Source organism: Nocardia sp. NPDC051463 (assembly GCF_040681975.1).
GTDB lineage: Bacteria > Actinomycetota > Actinomycetes > Mycobacteriales > Mycobacteriaceae > Nocardia.
Genome location: NZ_JBFBAB010000003.1, coordinates 1 through 19,122, shown reverse-complemented (window position 1 = coordinate 19,122; position 19,122 = coordinate 1). Strand labels below are relative to the sequence as shown.

Here is a 19,122-nt window from a genome sequence, read left to right as displayed (position 1 = left end):
AGTGTGCGCTGCGACACAGCCCACGACCCGCGCCGAGTTGGACACTTGGTCGGCCATTCTTCGACAATCTGTACAACCACGCACTGACGCCGCGACTGTTAGCTGAGCGCTACCCAGACGTCGGCAGCAGCGTCTCCACCGCACCGCGCAGGTGCGCGCGGGCCACCTCTGCGGCAAGCTCTCCCCCTAACCACCGCGCGGCCAAGCCCTCGGTCAGCGCCGTGATGATGAGCCCGACCTGTAGTGCGTCCACGGCACTGGACACATCACCGACCGCCTGGGCTACCCGAATCGCATCGGCGATCTCGTGGGTCCACTGCCGCGAAGTACGGGTCAACGGCTCACGCAAGGGCTGTTCATAGACCGCGCTTGCTCGTAGTTCGTTCCAGGCCATCGAGTTCTCGACCATCTCCGGAGTCTCCTCGAGCTCCGCCAGCAATTGACCGATGAGCTGCTCGCGCGGTGCCCCGGAGTCGCCCGCCGCTTTCCGGTACCTGCGCGACCGGTCGTTGATAAAGGTCAACGCGGCGGCCAGCAGTCCGTCACGGTCTTTGAAGTAGTAGTAGAGCAACCCGGGTGACACCCCGGCCACCTGTGCGACATCACCCACGCGCAGACCACGCACTCCGCGCTCGGCGATCGCGGCGGCGGCGGCCCGCAGGATCGCCTCCCGCCGGCTTGTCATGCCAGGCACTTGCCTTCCTGCCCTTCATCATTCGCAGCCGCCATGGTGTCCCGCAACGGCCGTCACCCACCGGCGCGTGGGCTGCCGAGGACACGGCACGACGCGGGCTGCTGCTGGGTAATGCAGTGGATGCCGCCACCACGCGCGAATATCTCGCGAGCGTCGACGGATACCACCTGTCGTCCCGGGTACGCATCGGCGAGGATGTCGTGTGCGGTGGCATCGTTCGGATCATCGAAGGAACAACAGATGACACCGTCGTTTACGACGAGGTGGTTGATGTAGCTGTAGTCCACCCAGCCCTCGTCGTCCCGCAGCACCCGCGGTGCGGGCACTTCGACTATCTCCCAAGGCTTTCCGTCGACATCGTGGCTGTCGCGCAGCACCGCCATGATCTCCTGGGTCACCCGCGCATCGGGGTGGGAGCGGTCGGACTGGGAGTGCACGAGCAGCCGTCCCGGTGCGGAGATCGCGGCGACGATATCGACATGACCGCGGGTGCCGAACCGCTCGCTGTCGCGCGTGAGCCCGCACGGTAGCCAGATGACATGTTCGGCACCGATGGTGCGGGCCAATTCGGCTTCCACCGCGGCCTTGTCCAGCTCGGGATTGCGGCCGGGATCGAGCTGGACTGTCTCGGTGACAAGTACCGTGCCCTGTCCATCGACCTGGATCCCGCCGCCTTCGTTGACCAGATTCGAGGCAATGACCTCGGCCCCGGCCAGCCCGCCGACGGTCGCCCCTAGGTGGCGGTCGTTTGTCCAGCGGGCCCAGTCCTGTCCGCCCCAGCCGTTGAACACCCAGTCGACCGCGCCGAGGCGTCCGGCTTCGTCGCGGACGAAGGTCGGGCCGATATCGCGCATCCAGGCGTCGTCCAGAGGAGCCTCGACGATCTCGACGGCCTGCGACAGGTACTGGCGCGCTGCCTCCCGGTCGATGGGATCAACCACCATGGTGACGGGTTCGAAGTCGAGGATCGCGTGCGCGACCGCAGACCACGCGAGCCGGGCGACGTGCGCGGACTGGGGAGTCGCCGAAATAGACGCGCCCAGCGGCGGGAATGCCATCCAGATCCGTTCCTGCGGTGCGGTTTCCGACGGCATCTTCCAACTCATACCTCCTCCCCGTACGGACGGGCGGTATCGACCGGCGCGGTGAGGCGGGCGTAGGTGTCCGGCCTCCGAGTGGCCAGGAAGGGAAACAGGCCGAGCCAGTCGCGGCGCTGTTCCAGGTCGAGATCGGCGACCAGCACCGCCGCGGTGTCGCGCGGAGCGCGAACCAGCACGCGGCCGTAAGGGTCGGAGATGAACGACGAACCGTAGAAGCTCACGCCGCCCTCGTCGCCGAACCGGTTCGGCACAACCATGAAAGTGCCTGCGGTGATACCGTTTCCGACAATCACGTGCTGCCACAGCGGTTGCGTGTCGAAGTCCGGGAACGACGGCTCCGATCCGATCGCGGTGGGGTAGACGAGGATCTCCGCGCCACCGAGCGAGTAGGCCCTCGATACCTCAGGGAACCATTCGTCCCAGCAGGTCGGTAAGCCGATCGCGGCGCCGTCGAGCACCTCGGGCCGGTATACCGGGTAGGGGTCGTCGGCGGGTCCGGGGCGGAAATAGGTGTCCTCGTAGTAGCCGTCGGTCACCGGGATGTGCAGCTTGCGGGTTCGGCCGATGAGTTCACCCTCGGGCGAGACCAGGACGGCGGTGTTGAATCCGAGCCCGTCGGCAGCCTCCGCGCGCTCGTAGAGCGAGGCATGGACAGCGACACCGTTCTCTTTCGCGGCCTCGGCGGCGAAGGCAAAGGTCGGGCCCGAGAGCAGCTCCTCCGTATCCCCGCCCGGATTCGCGCCTGCCCGCACGTCCGCCGGGTAGCGCGACAGGGTCAACTCGGGGAGAAACACCGCCTGCGCGCCCTGTTCCGCGGCGATCCGGATGCCCGTGGCGAGCTGAGCGCGCAGTTCGACGGGGTCGGCCAGCCAGCAGTGTTGCACGACACCGACCCGGACGGGCCGACGCACTGCGGCAGTGGTCCGCGCGAATGAAGTCGGTGGTGCGAACGCGGTCTCGAGGACGAACGTCGATCCACTCATGGCTTCGATACCTCCTGGAATCGATGAACTGAAAATTCAGTCAAAGCAATCGGCAAGCGACGCCGACTGCGGCGCACGGCCGACGTACCCGAACCACTCGGGGACCAGATCGCCTCGAACGCCACCTCCGCCGCGACCCTTGTGGAAATGCCCCGATCCGGAATGCCCATGAGGAGCGACGGTAGATATCGCACAGACAACAGTGCGAAATCGATACTGTCAACCGCAAAGGACAACTGATTTCGTTGCATGTGCACGATAGTTAGGGCGAAGTGTGCTGTGGCTTCTGCCCCGAACAGAGCCGCTGGCCGGTTCGCACTGCGCTCTCCAACAAGGGGCGCCCCCACCCTTTCGCCGCCGACTGTGTGGTCGACTGCGCGGATCGCGACGACCTTCTGCGCGAGGCGGTCCGGGTCGACGATGACGCGCTGCCATCCGCGATGGCCACGCGTCTACACACGTGAGCAGCATGCGGTACGGAGGCCGTGGCAGCTGCCCGAATCCGCGCCGCAACCCACCGACCACTGACCCCCTTGACGAGGCAACGAAATTCGCAGCCGTGTCCAGGAAAATTTTGCCCCCGCCGTATCAGCTACCGCGCGAGTCACCCGATCGACCCGCGATAGTTCGCCCCCACATAGGCTGACCGATCGGTTCGAGCTGTCGAGGCCTGCCTCCCCTGCGGCGCTCGTGCGCTGCCGGACCCCGGCAGCGCCGCGCCGGTACAGTCCGAGTGCGGGCATCGCCGCGCGCAGATCCGACGCTCGGTCACGAGCGTCGAGATGAGGGGGCCTGCGATGGAGACATCACGTGTGCGCAGTGCGCAGCCCGACCTCGGACAGGACGCCGCCACTGCACCGGGTTTCGCGGTCCTCACGAGCGCGGCCGGTGGTGTGGCGGTCCTCGTGTGCGTCCACTGCGGCTGGGCTCCGCTCCTCGGCAACGCGACCGGTGCCGACCAGTTCATCGGTCTGGTGATCGGCGGGATTGTGTTGAGCACTTCCCTGCTCGTGTGGGCGCTCGAGACCCTGTATCTGGTCGGCAGGAGCACCGGTGATCATGGAAGGTCGCCGCCGTGCCTGCGGTTGTCCTCGCGGGGATGGTGGCCGGGATCGTCTTTGGGCTCCACCGTCGGCGGCTGGGTGTATTCCCCTGGCACCGAGCCGGTAGCCGACAACGCCCGGCAGTTCGAGGAGCTGTCCGGAGACTGGTACACCTTCGTCTTCAGCACCGAATGAGACCCAGGCGGGCTCAGCGACAGCGGCGGACCACGCCGAAGAGCCGCCCGCAGTCGAAGCAAGCACGGCAATGCCGAATCGCCGCAGCGCCGGGATGCGCACGCCCCGTCATCATCCCGCGCCGGTAATGTGCTGCGGCACTTCGACTTCGGTGTCATTCGTGAATCGACGTTCGAGTTCGGCACCTTCGATATCGAGATCAGGTACGTAGCGAGCGAACCACTGCGGGTGATACCACATACGGCTTCCGATCAACGCCATGAAAGCCGGGACCAGCGTCAGCCGGACGACGAACGCGTCGAGCAGGACACCCACGGCGAGGGTGAACGCCAGCGGTTCGACGATCGGATTGTCAACGGTGGTGAATCCGACGAAGACCGCGAACATGATCAGCGCGGCGGCCGTCACGACGCGCGCCGAGTGCGCGACACCGTTGCGCACCGAGGCGATCGCGTCGGCGGTGCGGCTGTGTTCTTCCTTGATCCGAGAGACGACAAAGATCTGATAGTCGCTCGAGAGCCCGAAGATGATGGCCAGGATGATGATCGGAAGGAAGCTCAGCGTCTGCGTTTTTGTCGTGCCCAAAAGGGATGCCCCCCAACCCCATTGGAAGACGGCAACCTGAGTTCCGAGGGCGGCGAAGACCGACAGGATGAAACCGACGATCGATGAGAGCGGCACCAGCACCGTGCGGAACGCGACCGTCAACAGCACCAGTGCCAGACCCACGACGACCACGAGGAAGATCGGCAGTGCATCGGCCAGCCGGTCGGAGGTGTCGATATTCGCTGCCGTCGTGCCACCGACCAGATACGTTGCCCCGGTACCGATCTCGATATCGCCGCGATCGTCCCGCAGTCGGGACACCAGATCGGCGGTCGCGATGTCGTCCGGACCGGTCTTCGGTATGACCTGGATCAATACGAGCCCATCTCCGGTACCGGCGGGCTGCACCACCGCGACATTCGGTTCCTGCCGCAATCGACTCATCACTGTCTGGGCCGCGTCGGGGCTGGTGGCATGTGAAAGGTCGGTCACCACCAGCAGCGGACCGTTGAACCCGGGACCGAACGCCGCCCCGACCATGTTGCCTGCCTTGTGCGCGGTACTCGAATCCGGTTGGGAAGCACCGGTGGGCAGCCCCAGATGAATGCGCGTCACCGGAACGGACAAGACAACCAGCACCGCGATGCCGAGCACCAGCAACGGGATGCGAAATCGGGTGACGAACCGTCCCCACATATGCCCCATGGTGCGCTCGGGTTCGTAGGCAGCGATCCGTGCCACCTCCTGCGGGCGGCCGGGATGCAGAGGCGGTGAGATGAACCGCGCGACCGTCTCTCCGGCGAATCCGAGCAGCGCGGGCAGCAGTGTCAGCGCGACGAGCATCGCCACCAACACCGCGCCCGCCGCTGTCGTACCCATCACCGTCAGGAACGGGATGCCCGCCACCGATAGCCCGCACAACGCGATGATCACCGTGACGGCAGCGAACACCACCGAACTACCCGCGGTACCGACCGCCAGCGGTATCGATGCCGCAGCCCCCATTCCCAGCACCATGTTGTGCCGATGCCGCGACAGTATGAACAGCGCGTAGTCGATTCCACACGACAGGCCCAGCATCAACGCCAACGATGTTGCCGCCGCGGGCACGTCGACAAAAGCCGCGAGCCCCAGAATCCCCGCCAACCCGATGCCGACGCCGATCAATGCGGTGAGGATGGGCAAGCCCGCGGCCACCACGGCACCGAAGGTGATCAGCAGAATCACGAATGCCGCGATAACACCGACGATCTCCGGCGTCTCGGGAAGTTCGGTGGTGAAGCCCGGATACACCGCGCCGGAGAATTCCAGCTTCATGCCCGCATCCCGCACCGGTTCGGCGATGCGATCCACCTCGTTCAGAGTGTCTTCGGTGACTTCTCCGGCCGAGACCCGAAACAGCACGCTACCCAGAGCGACATGCTGATCCGGTGACAGAGATTTGGCCTCGAACGGATCGACCACGGTCGCGACCTGCGGCAGGCCCTTCAACTCGGTCATCACCTGCTCGATCTGAGCGCTCGACTGCGGGTCGGTCACCTTGCCCGTGCCGGGCGCGGCGAACACCACCTGCATCTGGGCCCCACTGAACGTAGGCATCCGCTCGTGCAACAACGACACCGCATCCTGGGACTCGGTGCCCGGAATCGTGAAGTCGTCGGTCGTCCTGCCACCGGTTCCGGCGGCGAATCCGATGGCTCCGGCCAAGAGCACGATCCACATCACCAGTACCCACCAGCGACGACGTGCTACCAACCCGCCAAAGGCGAAAAGGTGCCGAGACATGCAGATCCTCTCGTCGAGACACTTCACCGAACGGAATCACACGCAGATTGCGGTACATTAGCACGTCTTGTGATGTTTTCCTCAAGAATGTGGGAATACTCAGAAACTGGGCTCGCGGCCGGCCCGTGGACATTCACCGCGGCCGCGAGATCTGCCCTACGAAACAAAGCCGCCCGGTCGAGTACATTGATCGGCGCAGGTTGATCGGATTCTGTGCAACGCTTCACCTTTGCCGTGAGGGGCGTCTCGCTATGAGGATCGTTTCGCCGGTCGATGCCATGTTCTTGCTGACCGAATCGGGTGCCCGGCCGATGCACGTCGGTTCTGTGCTCCTTTTCGAGCCGCCTCCGGAGTCCGGGCCGGACTTCGCGCAGGCGGCCTACGCGATCCTGACTGCCGGATCGGTTGTGCATCCCAGGTTCCGAACACGCCCCACCCGCACGTTCGGGTCACCGCAGCTGATGTGGACGACCGATCGCGACGTCGACCTCGACTATCACGTTCGGCGCTGGGCGCTACCCGCTCCCGGCGGGCTCGATGAGTTGTTCGAGCTGACCTCCCAACTGCACGGCGCATTGCTCGACCGCGACCGCCCGCTATGGGAAATGCATCTGATCGAGGGACTGCGCGACGGGCGAATCGCACTCTATTCGAAGATGCACCACGCGCTGATCGACGGAGTATCGGCACTGAGGCTGGTCCAATCGACCTTGACCAGCGATCCGACGTCGACTCGGACTCGGCCGCCATGGCAGCTGCCGCCGCCCCGGCACCATCGGACGCAGTCGCGATCACTGGTCGGTACCGCAGCGAACAGCCTGTTGTCGGCTGTCACCGCCGGGCCCGCTGCGCTCCGGATAGTGCGCGCGGCGTTCGATCAGCAGCTGATTTCGCCATTCGACGTGCCGCGAACGTTGTTCAACGTCCCCGTCAGCGCGCCACGGCGCTGCGCAGGCAGGTCCTGGCCACTCGAACGGATAAAACTGGTGAAGAAGGCGACGGGCTGCACGATCAACGACATCGTCCTCGCCATGTCCGCCGGCGCGTTGCGTGACTACCTCTCCGAACGAAATGCCCTGCCCACCAAGCCTTTAGTTGCGATGGTTCCGGTTTCGTTGCGGCCCATCGACGATGAAGACGATACAACGGACAACCAAGTCGCAGCGTTGCTGTGCAATTTGGCGACCGATGAGCGGGATCCGGTCAAACGGCTCGAGACGATCACCCAGTCGATGCGGTGCGGCAAGGAGCTCTACCGCAGTTTGTCCCGCATCGAGGCCACCGCACTGTCGGCGCTTCTGCTGAGCCCCCTCACCCTGACTCAGTTGCCCGGCCTCGCGGCCAGAACCAACCCACCGTTCAATATCGTCATCTCCACTGTGCCCGGCCCCCAAGAAGCCCTGTACTGGAACGGAGCACGACACGACGCCACCTACCCGATGTCGATTCCGGTGCACGGTCTGGCCGCCGGCATCACTGTCACCAGCAACGCGAGCACCCTCGATTTCGGCCTCACCAGTTGCCGGCGCGCCCTACCCGACCTGCACCCGATCTTCGACCACCTCGATCGCACCCTGACCGTGTTGGAACAAGTCTGCTGAACAACGCGCGTCGTCATGATGAAATGCGATGCGATATGTACTGGGGTCAGTGCGTAAGTCCGGGTCGGTAGTGTCGCCCGCGCGTTTGCGTGGGAGACAACTGCGGCAGCAGTAGCCCGAGCGCCACCATCGCCAGGCCGAGTCCGAGGTGCAGCCAATTGTCCGCGGTGTTGACCGGGACGAAATTCGCATCGCTCGCTCGATCGATGATCAGCCCGTACACCGACAACGCCAGATAGATGAAGCCGCCGCCTACGAGGTACGCCCGCGCTGCGGGCGTAGTCCGAGCCGCAACTATTCCGACGAGACCAAAAAGTAGGTGCACGATATTGTGCAGCACCGAGACCTGGAACAGGTCGAACAGCCGAGCCTCCGAGTGATGTCCAGACCAAGCCAGGGTGTCGTAATCAGCGACGACACCCGGGATAAAGCCGAGCACGCCCACCAGCAGGAAGACCCCGCCGACACCGAGAGCGGCGAGTTGTAACGAAGAACGTCGTGAAGTGCTTGTCCTCGAGTTTGCCATGACAGCTCCTTTTCGCGTGAAGCGTTCGGTGGGGCAAGACACCCCGCCGGTCATCCCGATATCTGTCGCCATGCCCGGACCGCCCCGTTCGAACCCAGCTACCGACCCAATAGCCTCGCCGGCCATGCACTCATGTCGAGAAATTCAGCGGTCTGCGGAAATTCTCGTGCCAGACGCTCGACGGCACCGCGGCCGCCGCCCACCGATCGGCTCGATTTCGACTGGATGATGATAGACAGGTCGACTGTTCCTGGTGTGCAGATCATGCGATCGCCTGTCCGGCGGCATCGCGCCCGGGTTCACTGGAACATGACTCAGTCGTCCCGGTGACCCTAATCGTCATCGTTTGCCACAGGATTTCCTGTAGGCACGGTTCCCATTCGGTCCACGGGTGCCGAACCACCGGGGCGCATCAGGAAGTGGTAACTCCTCCTGGCACCGGGTTTCCTGTTGACGAGCGTGATGTCGCCACCGTAGTGGGCCAGCACCCGATGATTCATGACCGCGCGCCACAGCGGCGGCACCGCCGCCAGCACGACCATAGTGGCGTAGCCGGCTGGCAACTGAGGCGCCTCCTCGCTGCTGCGCAGAGTCTGGTAGCGACGCCCCGGGTTCGCGTGGTGGTCACTGTGACGTTGGAGATGGAACAGGAAGACGTTCGTGATCAACCGATCACTGTTCCAGCTATCGCGTGGTGAGCACCGCACATAGTTGCCGTTGGCGCGGCGCGCGCGCAGCAACCCGTAGTGCTCGACGTAGTTCACTGTCTCCAACAATCCGGCGCCGATTATCGCCTGCAATAGCAAATAGGGGATGACGGTGGGCCCGAAGAGCAGAATCATCGTGCCGAACAGCACGACGCTCATCGACCACGCTTGCAGCAGGTAGTTGTGTGGGCTGAACCAGCGTTTTCCTTTGCGGGATAAGCGTTCCCGTTCCAAGGTCAGCGCGGAGCGGAAACCGCCGACTATGCTGCGCGGCAAGAACTCCCACAGCGACTCACCGAATCGGCCGCTGGCCGGGTCCTCGGGCGTGGCGACACGGACGTGGTGGCCGCGATTGTGTTCGACGAAGAAATGCCCGTACCCGGATTGTGCCAGAGCAATTTTCGCCAGCCATCGTTCGAGATGCTCGGCCCGGTGGCCGAGTTCGTGGGCAGCGTTGATACCGATACCCGACACAACGCCCATCGTCACCGCCAACCCAAGTTTGTCGGTGAGGCTCAGTGCCGGCCTGGCCCACAGGTATCCGGCGATCAGCAAGCCGATGAACTGGAGCGGCAGGAAGAGGAAAGTGCACCAACGATAGTAACGATCGTTGGATAACGTCTCGTAGTCCTCTTCGCGTGGATTGCTGCCGTCATCGCCCACTGCCAAGTCCAGCAGTGGAATCACCACGAACACAATGATCGGGCCGATCCACCAGAAAAGTTCCAGCCCGGTATGGGCCACTAGTTGTGAGGGCAGTAGCGCGCAGCCCGGTGCGATCAAACCAAGAACCCACATATAACGTTTGGGGTCGCGCGCGTCCGTATTCTCAAAGATTGCCATAGTCGTCCCGTAATCCGACATACCCGGTTGAGAGTGTGGCGACGAAGACGGTTCCGTCTAATCTTGTTGATCTAGAATAAACGTTTTCTCGTCGCATACCAGCGATCCGTTGAAATAGCTGCCTGACCGGCCGGTTGCCCAACCGCTCCGGATCACCGGAGATCGGTAGAGCCGAATTTTCTCCGAGAATCGTATGGCCGCACGGCTTCCCGCCTCGGCGCGCGAATAGTGGAACTCCGAGAAGACTTTCGCCGCTGTATCGCTCTTCGGCATCGCTGCCGGCTGAGCGTGGCGCTACCCAGGATGCGCCCGGCTCACCAAGGGCCGTCGGGGCGAGTGCACTCAGAGCACGAGAATCCGATGCGGCCGCACTGGTTCCGGCAGGCACGGATCGCACATCTCGCTGTCGATCGGCGCGGTCTACCGGCTGCGGGTCGACCCAAAGGCCGACCCGCCACCTGCATCGTGCACACATCACGCACACAGGTGCACGAGCCGACAACACACGGGCATACACCGGACGCGGTGTATCCGATCGCAGTCCCCACGACACAGGAATTGCCGTGCACCGGAAACTACGGCAATGCACCACAGTTGGACGGAGCGGGAACACCCGCCAGCCGATCGGTCATCCATTGTTGCGAGGCCGACAGCGATGGGAAAAAGGCGAGCACGTGGGTACCGACGACTCCGGACATCGGGGGGATGTCCGCATTCGACTCCAGCTGAACCGGCACACCGCGACCGCACCAGTTGGCGGCCATGTCCCGGATCGGTGTGTACGGCGCGCCCTCGTCGTTCCTGGCCGAGGCGATCAATACGGGAGTCGACGGGGTGAGCGTGCCGACACGCTGCTCGTCGAATGCCGCTTTCAACACCGGGGACTGATCGATCACGGCGATGAGTGGCTGTCCACTGGTGGTCCACTGGGACGTGTACTGATGAGCCTGCGCCAGCCCCACCGGGACGGCGCATTTGAACTGGGAGTCGTCCAGGATCGCCTTGCCGATGTCGTTGAGTTCAGCATCGAGCACCGGCCGGGTGTCGGGATAGTTGGCGGCGATGCCGTTGAGAATCCACGCGTAGGTGGGTGCAACGGTGGGTCGGCCGTCGTTGTACCCGATGAAGTACTCGTCATCCACCACCGGCCCCCCGACGTAGGAGCCGCGCACATTCAGCTCCGGTGCGTAGCTCGACTGCAACTCCGCCGCGCCTGCCGAGGCCATACCGCCCTGGGAATACCCGTAGAGAATGACCGGTGAATTCGGGTTGAGGCTGCTCGGCAACCGCAAGGCGGCACGCGCGGAGTCCAGCAACGCGTGGGCTTGTGCCTTCCGGTTGAGATAGTCGTGAATGTCGGGCGTGCCGAGGCCGTGGTAGTCGGTCACCACTACCGCCATACCGCGCGCCAGCAGGGAGTAGAGCGCTACCACGTCGTATTCGAAAATCACATCGAGCGGCGGCTGGAAATGGACGAGCGCCGGCAACAACTTCGAAGGCGCACACTGATCGCCCTGCCCCTTCGTGCCGACCCCGTACGCGATCAGCGGACGCTCTCCCGGGCCGGTCCACGGCACGGCCGGCTCCAGATAGGTGCCCACCACCGCGGTCGGGGCGTCCTGAGCATCGCTGCTGAGGTACATCATGCGTGTCCCCATCGCGGGGATTATTCCGGGCTGTCCGGGGGCCGACAGCGCCACCGGCGCTGGTTCGGTCCGGATGATGGTGCCTGCGTCTCCCGCCGGTAGCGGCACCGGCGGTAGGTAGAAGCCGGTGGCCTCCACGGCCGGAAGCATCCATGGGTCGGCCGCGGAAAAGAACGCCCCGCTCCCGACCGCGAGAAAAGCTCCGGCCAAAACTGCGGTCATGCTGTGTAGTCGACTCCTCACGAAACAATCCCTTCCTTCGATGGGGGATAGCCATGACTTCGAGAATCGGATACCGAGACTAGCTGCCTTCGAGCCCGCAGCCAGGCACAACGCGCCTCGTGTTGATCATGACCGCATCGTCGGGCGCCGTCAGCCGCTTTCGGATTCCCGGTCCGCGTCGGTTTCGCCGACCGACGAGGCCGAGCCCCTGGCGTGCCGCAGCAGGCCGCCAGAGGCTCGGTCGTTGGCGAATCGTGGTCAGCCCTTGACCAGTTCGGGGGCCGCGGTTTCGGGCTCGCCAGCCGCTTCCGGGGCGGCTGCCCGGCTCGGCAGGAGCACTGCCATCACAATCACGATCAGCGCCAAGGCGGCGGAGACAACGAAGGCCAGGCGCATACCGTCGAGGTGGGCGGTGACAGGGTCGGTGCCGTCGGCGACGAGCTCGGTGCTGCGGGCCGACATCACCGTCACGACCAGGGCGGTGCCGAAGGCCGCGGCGACCTGCTGCAGGGTGCCGAGCATGGAGCTGCCGTGCGAGTACAGATGCGGTGGGAGAGCGCCGAGCCCGAGAGTGAAGACCGGGGTGAAGGTCGCCGCCAGCGACACCATCAGCAGCACATGCAGGGCGATCAACTGCCAATATGGCATGGTCATCGAGATCTGGGTGAAACCGGCCAGCGCCGCGGCGATCCCGATCGACCCCGGAATCACCAGCAAGCGTCCGCCGAACCGGTCGAACAGGCGCCCGACGGACGGTCCGAGTAGACCCATCGCCAACCCGCCCGGCATCACGAGCAGGCCGGTCTCCAATGGGCTCAGGCCACGCAGGTTCTGCAGATACAACGGCAGCAGGATCATCGACCCGAGCATCGCCATGAATGCGATCGACATCAGCACCAGCGCCTTCGAATAGGTGCCGGATCGCAAGACCCGCAGATCCAGCAGCGGGGTGCCGGTGCGCTGCGTGCGCAGCTGACGGAACACGAACGCGGCGATCAGGGCCGAGCCCGCAGCGACGATCAGCGCCGGGCTGGTGAAGTTGCTGCTCTCGAACCGGCTGAGCCCGAACACCAGCCCACCGAATCCGACTGCGGCCAGCACCACGCTGACCGAGTCGATCGCCCCGGCCTGCGGTTCCCCGATGTTCTCCAGTTTGCGCAGGCCCAGCCAGGTGACTACCGCCGTGATCGGCAGTACCAGCACGAATAGCCAACGCCACGAGCCGATCTGCAGCACCAACCCGGAAACCACCGGCCCCAGCGCGGGCGCCACGGAAATGGCAAGGGTGACATTGCCCATCACCCGGCCGCGGTCCTGCTCAGGCACGACGGTCATCAGCGTGGTCATCAGCAGCGGCATCATGACCGCGGTGCCGCCTGCCTGGATGATCCGCCCGAGCAGCAGCACCGCGAACGACGGCGCGACGGCCGACAACGCGGTACCTGCCAGGAAGACCACCATCGCCACGGCATACGCCTGCCGGGTCGACACCCGCTGCAGGAACCAGCCGGTGGTCGGGATGACCGCCGCCATCGTGAGCATGAACGCGGTGGACACCCACTGCGCCGCTCGTTCGGTGACCGCGAGGTCCTCCATCAAGCGCGGGATCGCGTTGATCATGATGGTCTCGTTCAGAATCACCACGAAGGTCGCGAGTACGAGCACCCGGATGACGGTTGGCGTCCGCCTTCCCGAGACGGGAGCGGATGGTTCGGCGGGCATCGGGTACCTCCGGAGCAGGGTGTGTTGGCAGTTATACATGTGGCCCGTTGCCGAGTCACCGGATCGCGTCCCGGCGCCACAGTGGTTGAGACGGAATCGGCCACTCGAACTCATCGGGCGCGCGTCAGTATTCCGGTAGGCACCGACAAAACTCACACGATTTTCCCGCCCATCGACCCGCGAGCACCTCGGAAGCTACTGGTCAACAGCCTTTCTCACAGTTGTCGGTATCGGATCGTGAGCCTGGTCACGTACCTCTGAGTGACGTCGGCGCCACGCCACCCTGCCCACGCTCTCCCCGCCACTACCGGGTGTGAGCAAACTCGGCGCAAGTTAAGTGTCACTGCGCGTCATGTTTTGTTGTGCCATCATCTGTTGGCACGCTATGTAACGAGTCGATGGTTGCGCCGTCCCGGCGCGGCCTGAGTTCCTACGGTCCGGGCGGTGAAGCGCGTTGCCAATGCGGGAATCGAGACTGCAGTCCAGGCCTTTCGACGGGCTTGCGCGGACCGGTCGCCGCGACCGATACGGAAATCCGTTGCCGGACTCGATATTCGACACCGACCCGAACGATCCCCCGGCAACTCCGGCCGAGCGGTTCACTGTACGGCCGGAGTGGCCAGGCGGCAGCGAATATCCCCCTCTCAGCACCTCGGGCCGATGTCGGCCGGGGAACCAACCAATCTCCAATGATTGAGGTGATCACGAAATGTCAAGGCCACCTGTCGAAGTCGTTCGAAGCCTGGTCCCTGCTCGAATGGATCGGCTGCCGTGGACGAGATTCCACTCGTTGATAGTCGTCGGACTGGGGGTGTCCTGGATCCTGGACGGACTCGAGATCCAGATCGTCAGCAGCATGGGTGGTGTGTTGGAGAGCCCGAGCACCCTACATCTGACGAGTGGGCAAGTCGGCGCAGCCGCATCGTGGTATCTGGCCGGTCAAGTGGTCGGCGCCCTGGTCTTCGGCAGAATCACCGACAAACTCGGACGCAAGAAACTCTTCATCCTGACGTTGGCGATCTATCTTGTCGGCAGCGGATTGGCCGGCCTGTCGTGGAGCGCCTGGTCGCTGTACTTCTTCCGTTTCATCGCCGGCACCGGAATCGGCGGCGAGTACACGGCAATCAACTCGGCGATCGATGAGATCATGCCCTCGAAATACCGAGGGCGAGTCGACATCGCCATCAACGGTACCTATTGGGGTGGAGCCGCATTGGGTGCGGCGGCCAGTCTGGTGCTCTTCAATGAAAACTTCGTCCCACTGCACTGGGGATGGCGAATCGGCTTCTTCATCGGACCGGTTCTGGGGCTGATCATCATCTTCCTGCGCCGCCAGGTGCCGGAGAGCCCGCGATGGCTGCTCACACACGGTCGGGCCGCCGAAGCCGAACAAACGGTAGACGAGATCGAGGAGCGTATCCGAAGCCGAGGTGTCGACCTGCCCCCCGTCGACGAAAGCAAAGCCTTGGACATCGTCGACGCGGGCCGGCTCTCCTATCTGCAAATGGCTCGTATCTTCTTCGGCAAGTACCCCTCCCGGTCCTTCCTCGGGTTCACCATGATGGCCACACAGGCCTTCTTGTACAACTCGATCTTCTTCACTCAAGGCATGGTGCTGATCTACTTCTATGACGTGCCGCTCGATCACACCGGGTATTACTTCTTCCCGTTCGCGGTAGGCAACCTGATCGGACCGTTGGTGCTCGGACCGCTTTTCGACAGCATCGGACGCCGAAAAATGATCTGTGCCACCTACGTTGGCTCCGGCACACTTCTGCTCCTCTCGGCGTGGGCGTTCAATGCGGGACTACTGAATGCCGTCACCCAGACCGCGCTCTGGTGTGTCATCTTCTTCTTCGCGTCGGCGGGGGCATCCTCGGCATATCTCACCGTCAGCGAGATCTTCCCGTTGGAGTTGCGCGGCCAAGCCATTTCGTTCTTCTTCGCGATCGCGCAGGGCACCGGCGGTGTGGTCGCACCGTACTTCTTCAGTCGGTTGATCGGCGGCGCCGACAATGTCGACCTGGACCGCCTCCCCCTGACCTGGGGGTACATAATCGGCGCCGCAACGATGGTCATCGGCGGACTGGTCGCCTGGCGCTTCGGCGTCGACGCCGAAGGTAAATCGCTGGAGGACATCGCCGATCCACTGAGCACAGCACACCGCGCCGACGAACCGTCGACGCCGGAACCGACACGGTCCATCTGACGCAGGTGCCGAGCCGGCGGTGGGTGTCACACAGCCCGCCGCCGCTCACAGTGCTGGAATTCGGTCCGACCGACGACGGTGACGAGAAATCACACCGCCGTCTGCTCATGTCCCCTGCGCGCGCAACAACTGCGAATTGGTGACGAACCGATAGCCGCCCGCCCTAAGTTTGTCGATCATCGGGGCGATCGCGTCTCGCGTCTGCTGCCGCCCGCCGTACATGGCGTGCCGCAACACGATCGAACCCGGCCGTACCTGGGCCGCCGTCTAGTCGGCGATCGCCGCCGCGCTGCTGTCGACCTCCGGATACGAATTGGGTTCGACGTCCCACAGAATCGTTTTCCGGTCGTGCTCATGCAAGTAATACGGCAATGTCAGCAGCTTCTTGCCGTTGGGCGGACGGACAGGGATCTCGCCGGTATACCCGGTGTTGCGAATCAGCTCGTCCGTGCGCTCGATTTCGCCGGCTACCGTTCCCGGCGTCACGAACACCATGCGCTGATGCGAGTAGGTGTGATTGCCGATCTCATGTCCGGCTTTCGCGATGGCCACTCCGAGTTCCGGATGATCGTCCAACTCCTGCCCGATCAGGAAGAACGTCGCGGGCACCTCCTTCTCAGCGAGCACATCCAGAACAGATTTCGCACCGGCGGGATCCGGTCCGTCATCGAATGTCAGTGCGACGACCTTCGATGTGGTGTCCACATGGTCGGTCAGACCACCGAAGAACTGGAAGGTCCTGGAGTTCATCACCCGGTATAGGCCGAGGCCGCCGCTGAGCAGCACAACGAGCACCATCGCCAGAAAGATCGGCCATCTGCGGGCGCGGCGGGAGAGCCGGCGACGAAGCAACATGCCATTGAGCATGTCGGCTCGCACGCACGTGCGGAAGCGACGGACGTACCAGTACCTCCGCGTCGGCGACTGCGGAAGCACATGAAACCTCCTCGGCCGCGGTGTCACTCGACCCGAGCAGGTACGGAATGGTTGACGGTGGAGAATTTCGCCAGATCGCCGACGCCCATCTCAACGGTGCGACCATCGGCCTCGCCGGCCCGAACCTACAGCGCGGCCAGGACCCCTACGGTGAGGATGCCGAGGCCGGGGACGATGGCCAGCGCGCCGAGGAGCCCCAATGGCCCGGTGCGGGCCTCTTCGGCGAACTCGTCGCGCACGCCTGTGAGCCAGTTGATGGTGTCCTTGGCGGCGATAAACACCCCGGACGCGACCAGTAGCCAGGCAGCGACGGTTTCCCAGCCGTCCGACAGCCCCGACAAGCGCACCGCCCACACCAGACCGAGCAGGATCACGCCTTGCATGACAGCACCGACATGCGCAACCGTGAGATACCTGGGCGTGGGCGGATTTCCCTCACGCCTGCGTAGCGCAGTCATCGGAAAGCCGAGCAGTGTCCCGTATCCGAGCGTTAGCATCCCACCGACGATGAGGATCTTCTCCGCAACGGTCATGGCAACCCCTTTCCGGATGCCTTCACGATAGGCGCCTGGGCTCCGAAAAAGGCGCAGACCTGCGAATTTCGTGCGCCGATCGACTATCTCACCGATCAGCTCCCCATGTGCTTCTTTTCTTTCACGACAACCGGCGTGGTGCGGGTGCCGGCCGATCGGATCAACCGACCAGGCGTGGGTCAGTTGCGCTCGATCGGCCGGACGCGTCAGTCGATCGAGGGGACGCATGCAGTCGGTGCGCCATCGCCCGGTCCGATCGGGTGCCCGCTTGCCGATCTTGGGCGGGTGCTATTCGCTCAGCTTCGTGAGCAGGAAATCCCGGGCGACACAGGATGCTTGCTGGAACCGCTCCTCGTACACGGCGAAATGGGTGCCCGGGATCAGCGCCAATTGTTTGGGCTCCAGCGCCTCGGCGTAGCTCTGCAAAGCGATGTCGCTGGGCGTCAAGGTGTCCTGCTCGGCGATCACCATCAGCAGTGGTGTCGGGGACACGCGACGCAGGAACGCTTCCGGGGTGTAGGACTGGAACTTATCGACGCTGGAGAGGGTGACCTCGTTGCGCCAGGTAGGGACTTGCGGGCCGTTGGCCATCAACCAGTCGTATACCTCGGCGCCAGGCATAGCGACGAGTTCGGTGGGATCGTCGGAGGCCGCCTTGATCGTCTCGTGCGGTTTTCCGGCGGCGCGGGCTCGGCGATCTGCGGCGATGGCCGCGTGGACGGCGGGCAGCATGATGGAGGGAACCAAGCTGCGGAAGTTGGCCCAGCCGTTGGTGATCGGCACCTGCGAGACGACTGCGCGCACGCGCCGGTCGGTCGCCGCGACGACCAAGACATGGCCGCCCGCGTAGCTGGTTCCCCAGATGCCGATGCGTTCCGGGTCGATGCCGTCAAGGGTCTGGGCGAAGGTGATCGCATCGCGGTAACCCTCGATCTGGGCGGTGGGGTCGACCTCGTAGCGGGGTTCACCATCGGAGGTCCCGAATCCCGGGTGGTCGTAGACAAGACAGGCCAGGCCTGCTGCGCTGAACACTTCGGCAAACGGGGCGACCCATTCCTTGACGCCCGCGAAGCCGTGTGTCATCACCACCAGCGGGGTGCTGCCCGACATTCGTTCCGGCCGGTACAGCCAGCCACGCAAGGTTACTGCGCCACTAGTGAATTCGACATCGACGCGCATCATGATCCCTTCGACAACAGCCGTCCTGCAATCAACCTACGCCGTGCGTGACGTGACCACTCGTGGTCGAGACACGAATCTGCTCCCAGCGCATCGCGACGCCCCGGGAGCAGTCCACGTAGTTATTCGCGTTCGTTGTGGACCACAACCTGGTCGCTCGACTCGTGATCAGGCGTCGGACGCTCGGCGAGCACCGGGAATTGACCGGTGTAACCCTCCCGCTGCAGCGCGATGCTCGCAACCCGCTTGCGGGCGAGAAACCACCCGACGACCAGCGTCGGAACTACGATGACGCCCACGGCGATCACCGCGCCACGCTGCAACTCGTCATCACTGACGGCCATCAGCACAACCACCGCGGCGAGGAACAGCAGCGTCGCGTAGCTCGTATAGGGCGCACCCATCAGCCGGAACTTCGGCCGCTCCACCTTGCCGTCACGCGCCCAGCGCCACAATTGCAACTGGCAGACCACGATCGCCGTCCACGCCACGATCGTGCCCAGCGCCGACATGTTCAGCACGATCTCGAATGCTTTGTCGGGCACCACCACGTTCAAGCCGACACCGAACAGTGCGATCGCACCGGTGGCCAGGATGCCGACATAGGGCACACCACCACTGGACATCCGCGACGCGATAGCGGGCGCACTAC

At 64.2% G+C, this 19,122-nt stretch carries 14 protein-coding genes and 1 pseudogene; 3 read left to right on the top strand and 12 right to left on the bottom strand.

Annotated features, from left to right (window positions below):
• Positions 1–109 precede the first annotated feature (109 nt).
• From AB0M74_RS07370 to AB0M74_RS07360, 3 genes are all read right to left on the bottom strand, one after another.
• On the bottom strand, positions 110–685 hold the full coding sequence (locus AB0M74_RS07370) for a TetR/AcrR family transcriptional regulator (protein ID WP_364902784.1): 576 nt from the start codon (positions 683–685) through the stop codon (positions 110–112).
• A gap of 62 nt (positions 686–747) precedes the next feature.
• Positions 748–1,800 (bottom strand): agmatine deiminase family protein, encoded by a 1,053-nt coding sequence (locus AB0M74_RS07365; RefSeq protein WP_364902781.1) that lies wholly within the window; start codon positions 1,798–1,800, stop codon positions 748–750.
• Complete coding sequence (locus tag AB0M74_RS07360; RefSeq protein WP_364902779.1) at positions 1,797–2,777, bottom strand: nitrilase-related carbon-nitrogen hydrolase; 981 nt, start codon at positions 2,775–2,777, stop codon at positions 1,797–1,799. The genes AB0M74_RS07365 and AB0M74_RS07360 overlap by 4 nt, the downstream gene beginning before the upstream one ends.
• A gap of 797 nt (positions 2,778–3,574) precedes the next feature.
• On the opposite strand from AB0M74_RS07360, the gene AB0M74_RS07355 reads away from it, so the two are divergent.
• Positions 3,575–4,015: a hypothetical protein gene (locus AB0M74_RS07355; RefSeq protein ID WP_364902777.1), complete on the top strand. Its 441-nt coding sequence runs from the start codon at positions 3,575–3,577 to the stop codon at positions 4,013–4,015.
• Positions 4,016–4,126: 111 nt separating this feature from the next.
• On the opposite strand, the gene AB0M74_RS07350 is transcribed toward AB0M74_RS07355, so the two are convergent.
• Positions 4,127–6,346, bottom strand: coding sequence for an MMPL family transporter (locus AB0M74_RS07350; RefSeq protein WP_364902774.1), 2,220 nt, complete (start codon positions 6,344–6,346; stop codon positions 4,127–4,129).
• Between the two features lie 251 nt (positions 6,347–6,597).
• Here AB0M74_RS07350 and AB0M74_RS07345 point away from each other — a divergent pair, with 251 nt between their 5' ends.
• Entirely contained in the window at positions 6,598–7,947 is a 1,350-nt protein-coding gene (locus AB0M74_RS07345; RefSeq protein ID WP_364902771.1) for a wax ester/triacylglycerol synthase family O-acyltransferase, read from the top strand.
• 46 nt (positions 7,948–7,993) lie between these two features.
• On the opposite strand, the gene AB0M74_RS07340 is transcribed toward AB0M74_RS07345, so the two are convergent.
• The 4 genes from AB0M74_RS07340 to AB0M74_RS07325 form a co-directional block, all read right to left on the bottom strand.
• Positions 7,994–8,473 (bottom strand): DUF4383 domain-containing protein, encoded by a 480-nt coding sequence (locus AB0M74_RS07340; RefSeq protein WP_364902769.1) that lies wholly within the window; start codon positions 8,471–8,473, stop codon positions 7,994–7,996.
• Positions 8,474–8,805: 332 nt separating this feature from the next.
• Positions 8,806–10,023 carry an alkane 1-monooxygenase gene (locus tag AB0M74_RS07335; RefSeq protein WP_364902766.1) on the bottom strand — a complete coding sequence of 406 codons (1,218 nt, stop codon included), beginning with the start codon at positions 10,021–10,023 and terminating at the stop codon, positions 8,806–8,808.
• 575 nt (positions 10,024–10,598) lie between these two features.
• The gene (locus tag AB0M74_RS07330; RefSeq protein WP_364902764.1) at positions 10,599–11,891 is read right to left on the bottom strand and encodes a lipase family protein; all 1,293 of its coding nucleotides are present in this window, start codon (positions 11,889–11,891) and stop codon (positions 10,599–10,601) included.
• A 258-nt stretch (positions 11,892–12,149) separates the two neighbouring features.
• Positions 12,150–13,613: an MDR family MFS transporter gene (locus AB0M74_RS07325; protein WP_364902760.1), complete on the bottom strand. Its 1,464-nt coding sequence runs from the start codon at positions 13,611–13,613 to the stop codon at positions 12,150–12,152.
• A gap of 757 nt (positions 13,614–14,370) precedes the next feature.
• Between AB0M74_RS07325 and AB0M74_RS07320 the strand changes: the two genes are divergently transcribed.
• On the top strand, positions 14,371–15,822 hold the full coding sequence (locus tag AB0M74_RS07320; protein WP_364902758.1) for an MFS transporter: 1,452 nt from the start codon (positions 14,371–14,373) through the stop codon (positions 15,820–15,822).
• Between the two features lie 267 nt (positions 15,823–16,089).
• Here the strand turns inward: AB0M74_RS07320 and AB0M74_RS07315 are convergent, their stop codons facing one another.
• From AB0M74_RS07315 to AB0M74_RS07300, 4 genes and pseudogenes are all read right to left on the bottom strand, one after another.
• A complete protein-coding gene (locus AB0M74_RS07315) occupies positions 16,090–16,677 on the bottom strand; it encodes a polysaccharide deacetylase family protein (protein WP_364902755.1) in 588 nt (195 codons plus the stop codon).
• A 206-nt stretch (positions 16,678–16,883) separates the two neighbouring features.
• Entirely contained in the window at positions 16,884–17,291 is a 408-nt protein-coding gene (locus AB0M74_RS07310) for a hypothetical protein (RefSeq protein WP_364902753.1), read from the bottom strand.
• 288 nt (positions 17,292–17,579) lie between these two features.
• On the bottom strand, positions 17,580–18,473 hold the full coding sequence (locus tag AB0M74_RS07305) for an alpha/beta fold hydrolase (protein WP_364902750.1): 894 nt from the start codon (positions 18,471–18,473) through the stop codon (positions 17,580–17,582).
• Between the two features lie 119 nt (positions 18,474–18,592).
• Positions 18,593–19,122: pseudogene (locus AB0M74_RS07300) on the bottom strand (L-asparagine permease); the annotation flags it as partial.

Excerpts from the sequence above, each read along its gene's own strand:
- AB0M74_RS07370 (WP_364902784.1), bottom strand. The coding sequence starts at position 685 with ATGACAAGCCGGCGGGAGGCGATCCTGCGGGCCGCCGCCGCCGCGATC.
- AB0M74_RS07365 (WP_364902781.1), bottom strand. The coding sequence starts at position 1,800 with ATGAGTTGGAAGATGCCGTCGGAAACCGCACCGCAGGAACGGATCTGG.
- AB0M74_RS07360 (WP_364902779.1), bottom strand. The coding sequence starts at position 2,777 with ATGAGTGGATCGACGTTCGTCCTCGAGACCGCGTTCGCACCACCGACT.
- AB0M74_RS07355 (WP_364902777.1), top strand. The coding sequence starts at position 3,575 with ATGGAGACATCACGTGTGCGCAGTGCGCAGCCCGACCTCGGACAGGAC.
- AB0M74_RS07350 (WP_364902774.1), bottom strand. The coding sequence starts at position 6,346 with ATGTCTCGGCACCTTTTCGCCTTTGGCGGGTTGGTAGCACGTCGTCGC.
- AB0M74_RS07345 (WP_364902771.1), top strand. The coding sequence starts at position 6,598 with ATGAGGATCGTTTCGCCGGTCGATGCCATGTTCTTGCTGACCGAATCG.
- AB0M74_RS07340 (WP_364902769.1), bottom strand. The coding sequence starts at position 8,473 with ATGGCAAACTCGAGGACAAGCACTTCACGACGTTCTTCGTTACAACTC.
- AB0M74_RS07335 (WP_364902766.1), bottom strand. The coding sequence starts at position 10,023 with ATGGCAATCTTTGAGAATACGGACGCGCGCGACCCCAAACGTTATATG.
- AB0M74_RS07330 (WP_364902764.1), bottom strand. The coding sequence starts at position 11,891 with ATGACCGCAGTTTTGGCCGGAGCTTTTCTCGCGGTCGGGAGCGGGGCG.
- AB0M74_RS07325 (WP_364902760.1), bottom strand. The coding sequence starts at position 13,613 with ATGCCCGCCGAACCATCCGCTCCCGTCTCGGGAAGGCGGACGCCAACC.
- AB0M74_RS07320 (WP_364902758.1), top strand. The coding sequence starts at position 14,371 with ATGGATCGGCTGCCGTGGACGAGATTCCACTCGTTGATAGTCGTCGGA.
- AB0M74_RS07315 (WP_364902755.1), bottom strand. The coding sequence starts at position 16,677 with ATGTTGCTTCGTCGCCGGCTCTCCCGCCGCGCCCGCAGATGGCCGATC.
- AB0M74_RS07310 (WP_364902753.1), bottom strand. The coding sequence starts at position 17,291 with ATGACCGTTGCGGAGAAGATCCTCATCGTCGGTGGGATGCTAACGCTC.
- AB0M74_RS07305 (WP_364902750.1), bottom strand. The coding sequence starts at position 18,473 with ATGATGCGCGTCGATGTCGAATTCACTAGTGGCGCAGTAACCTTGCGT.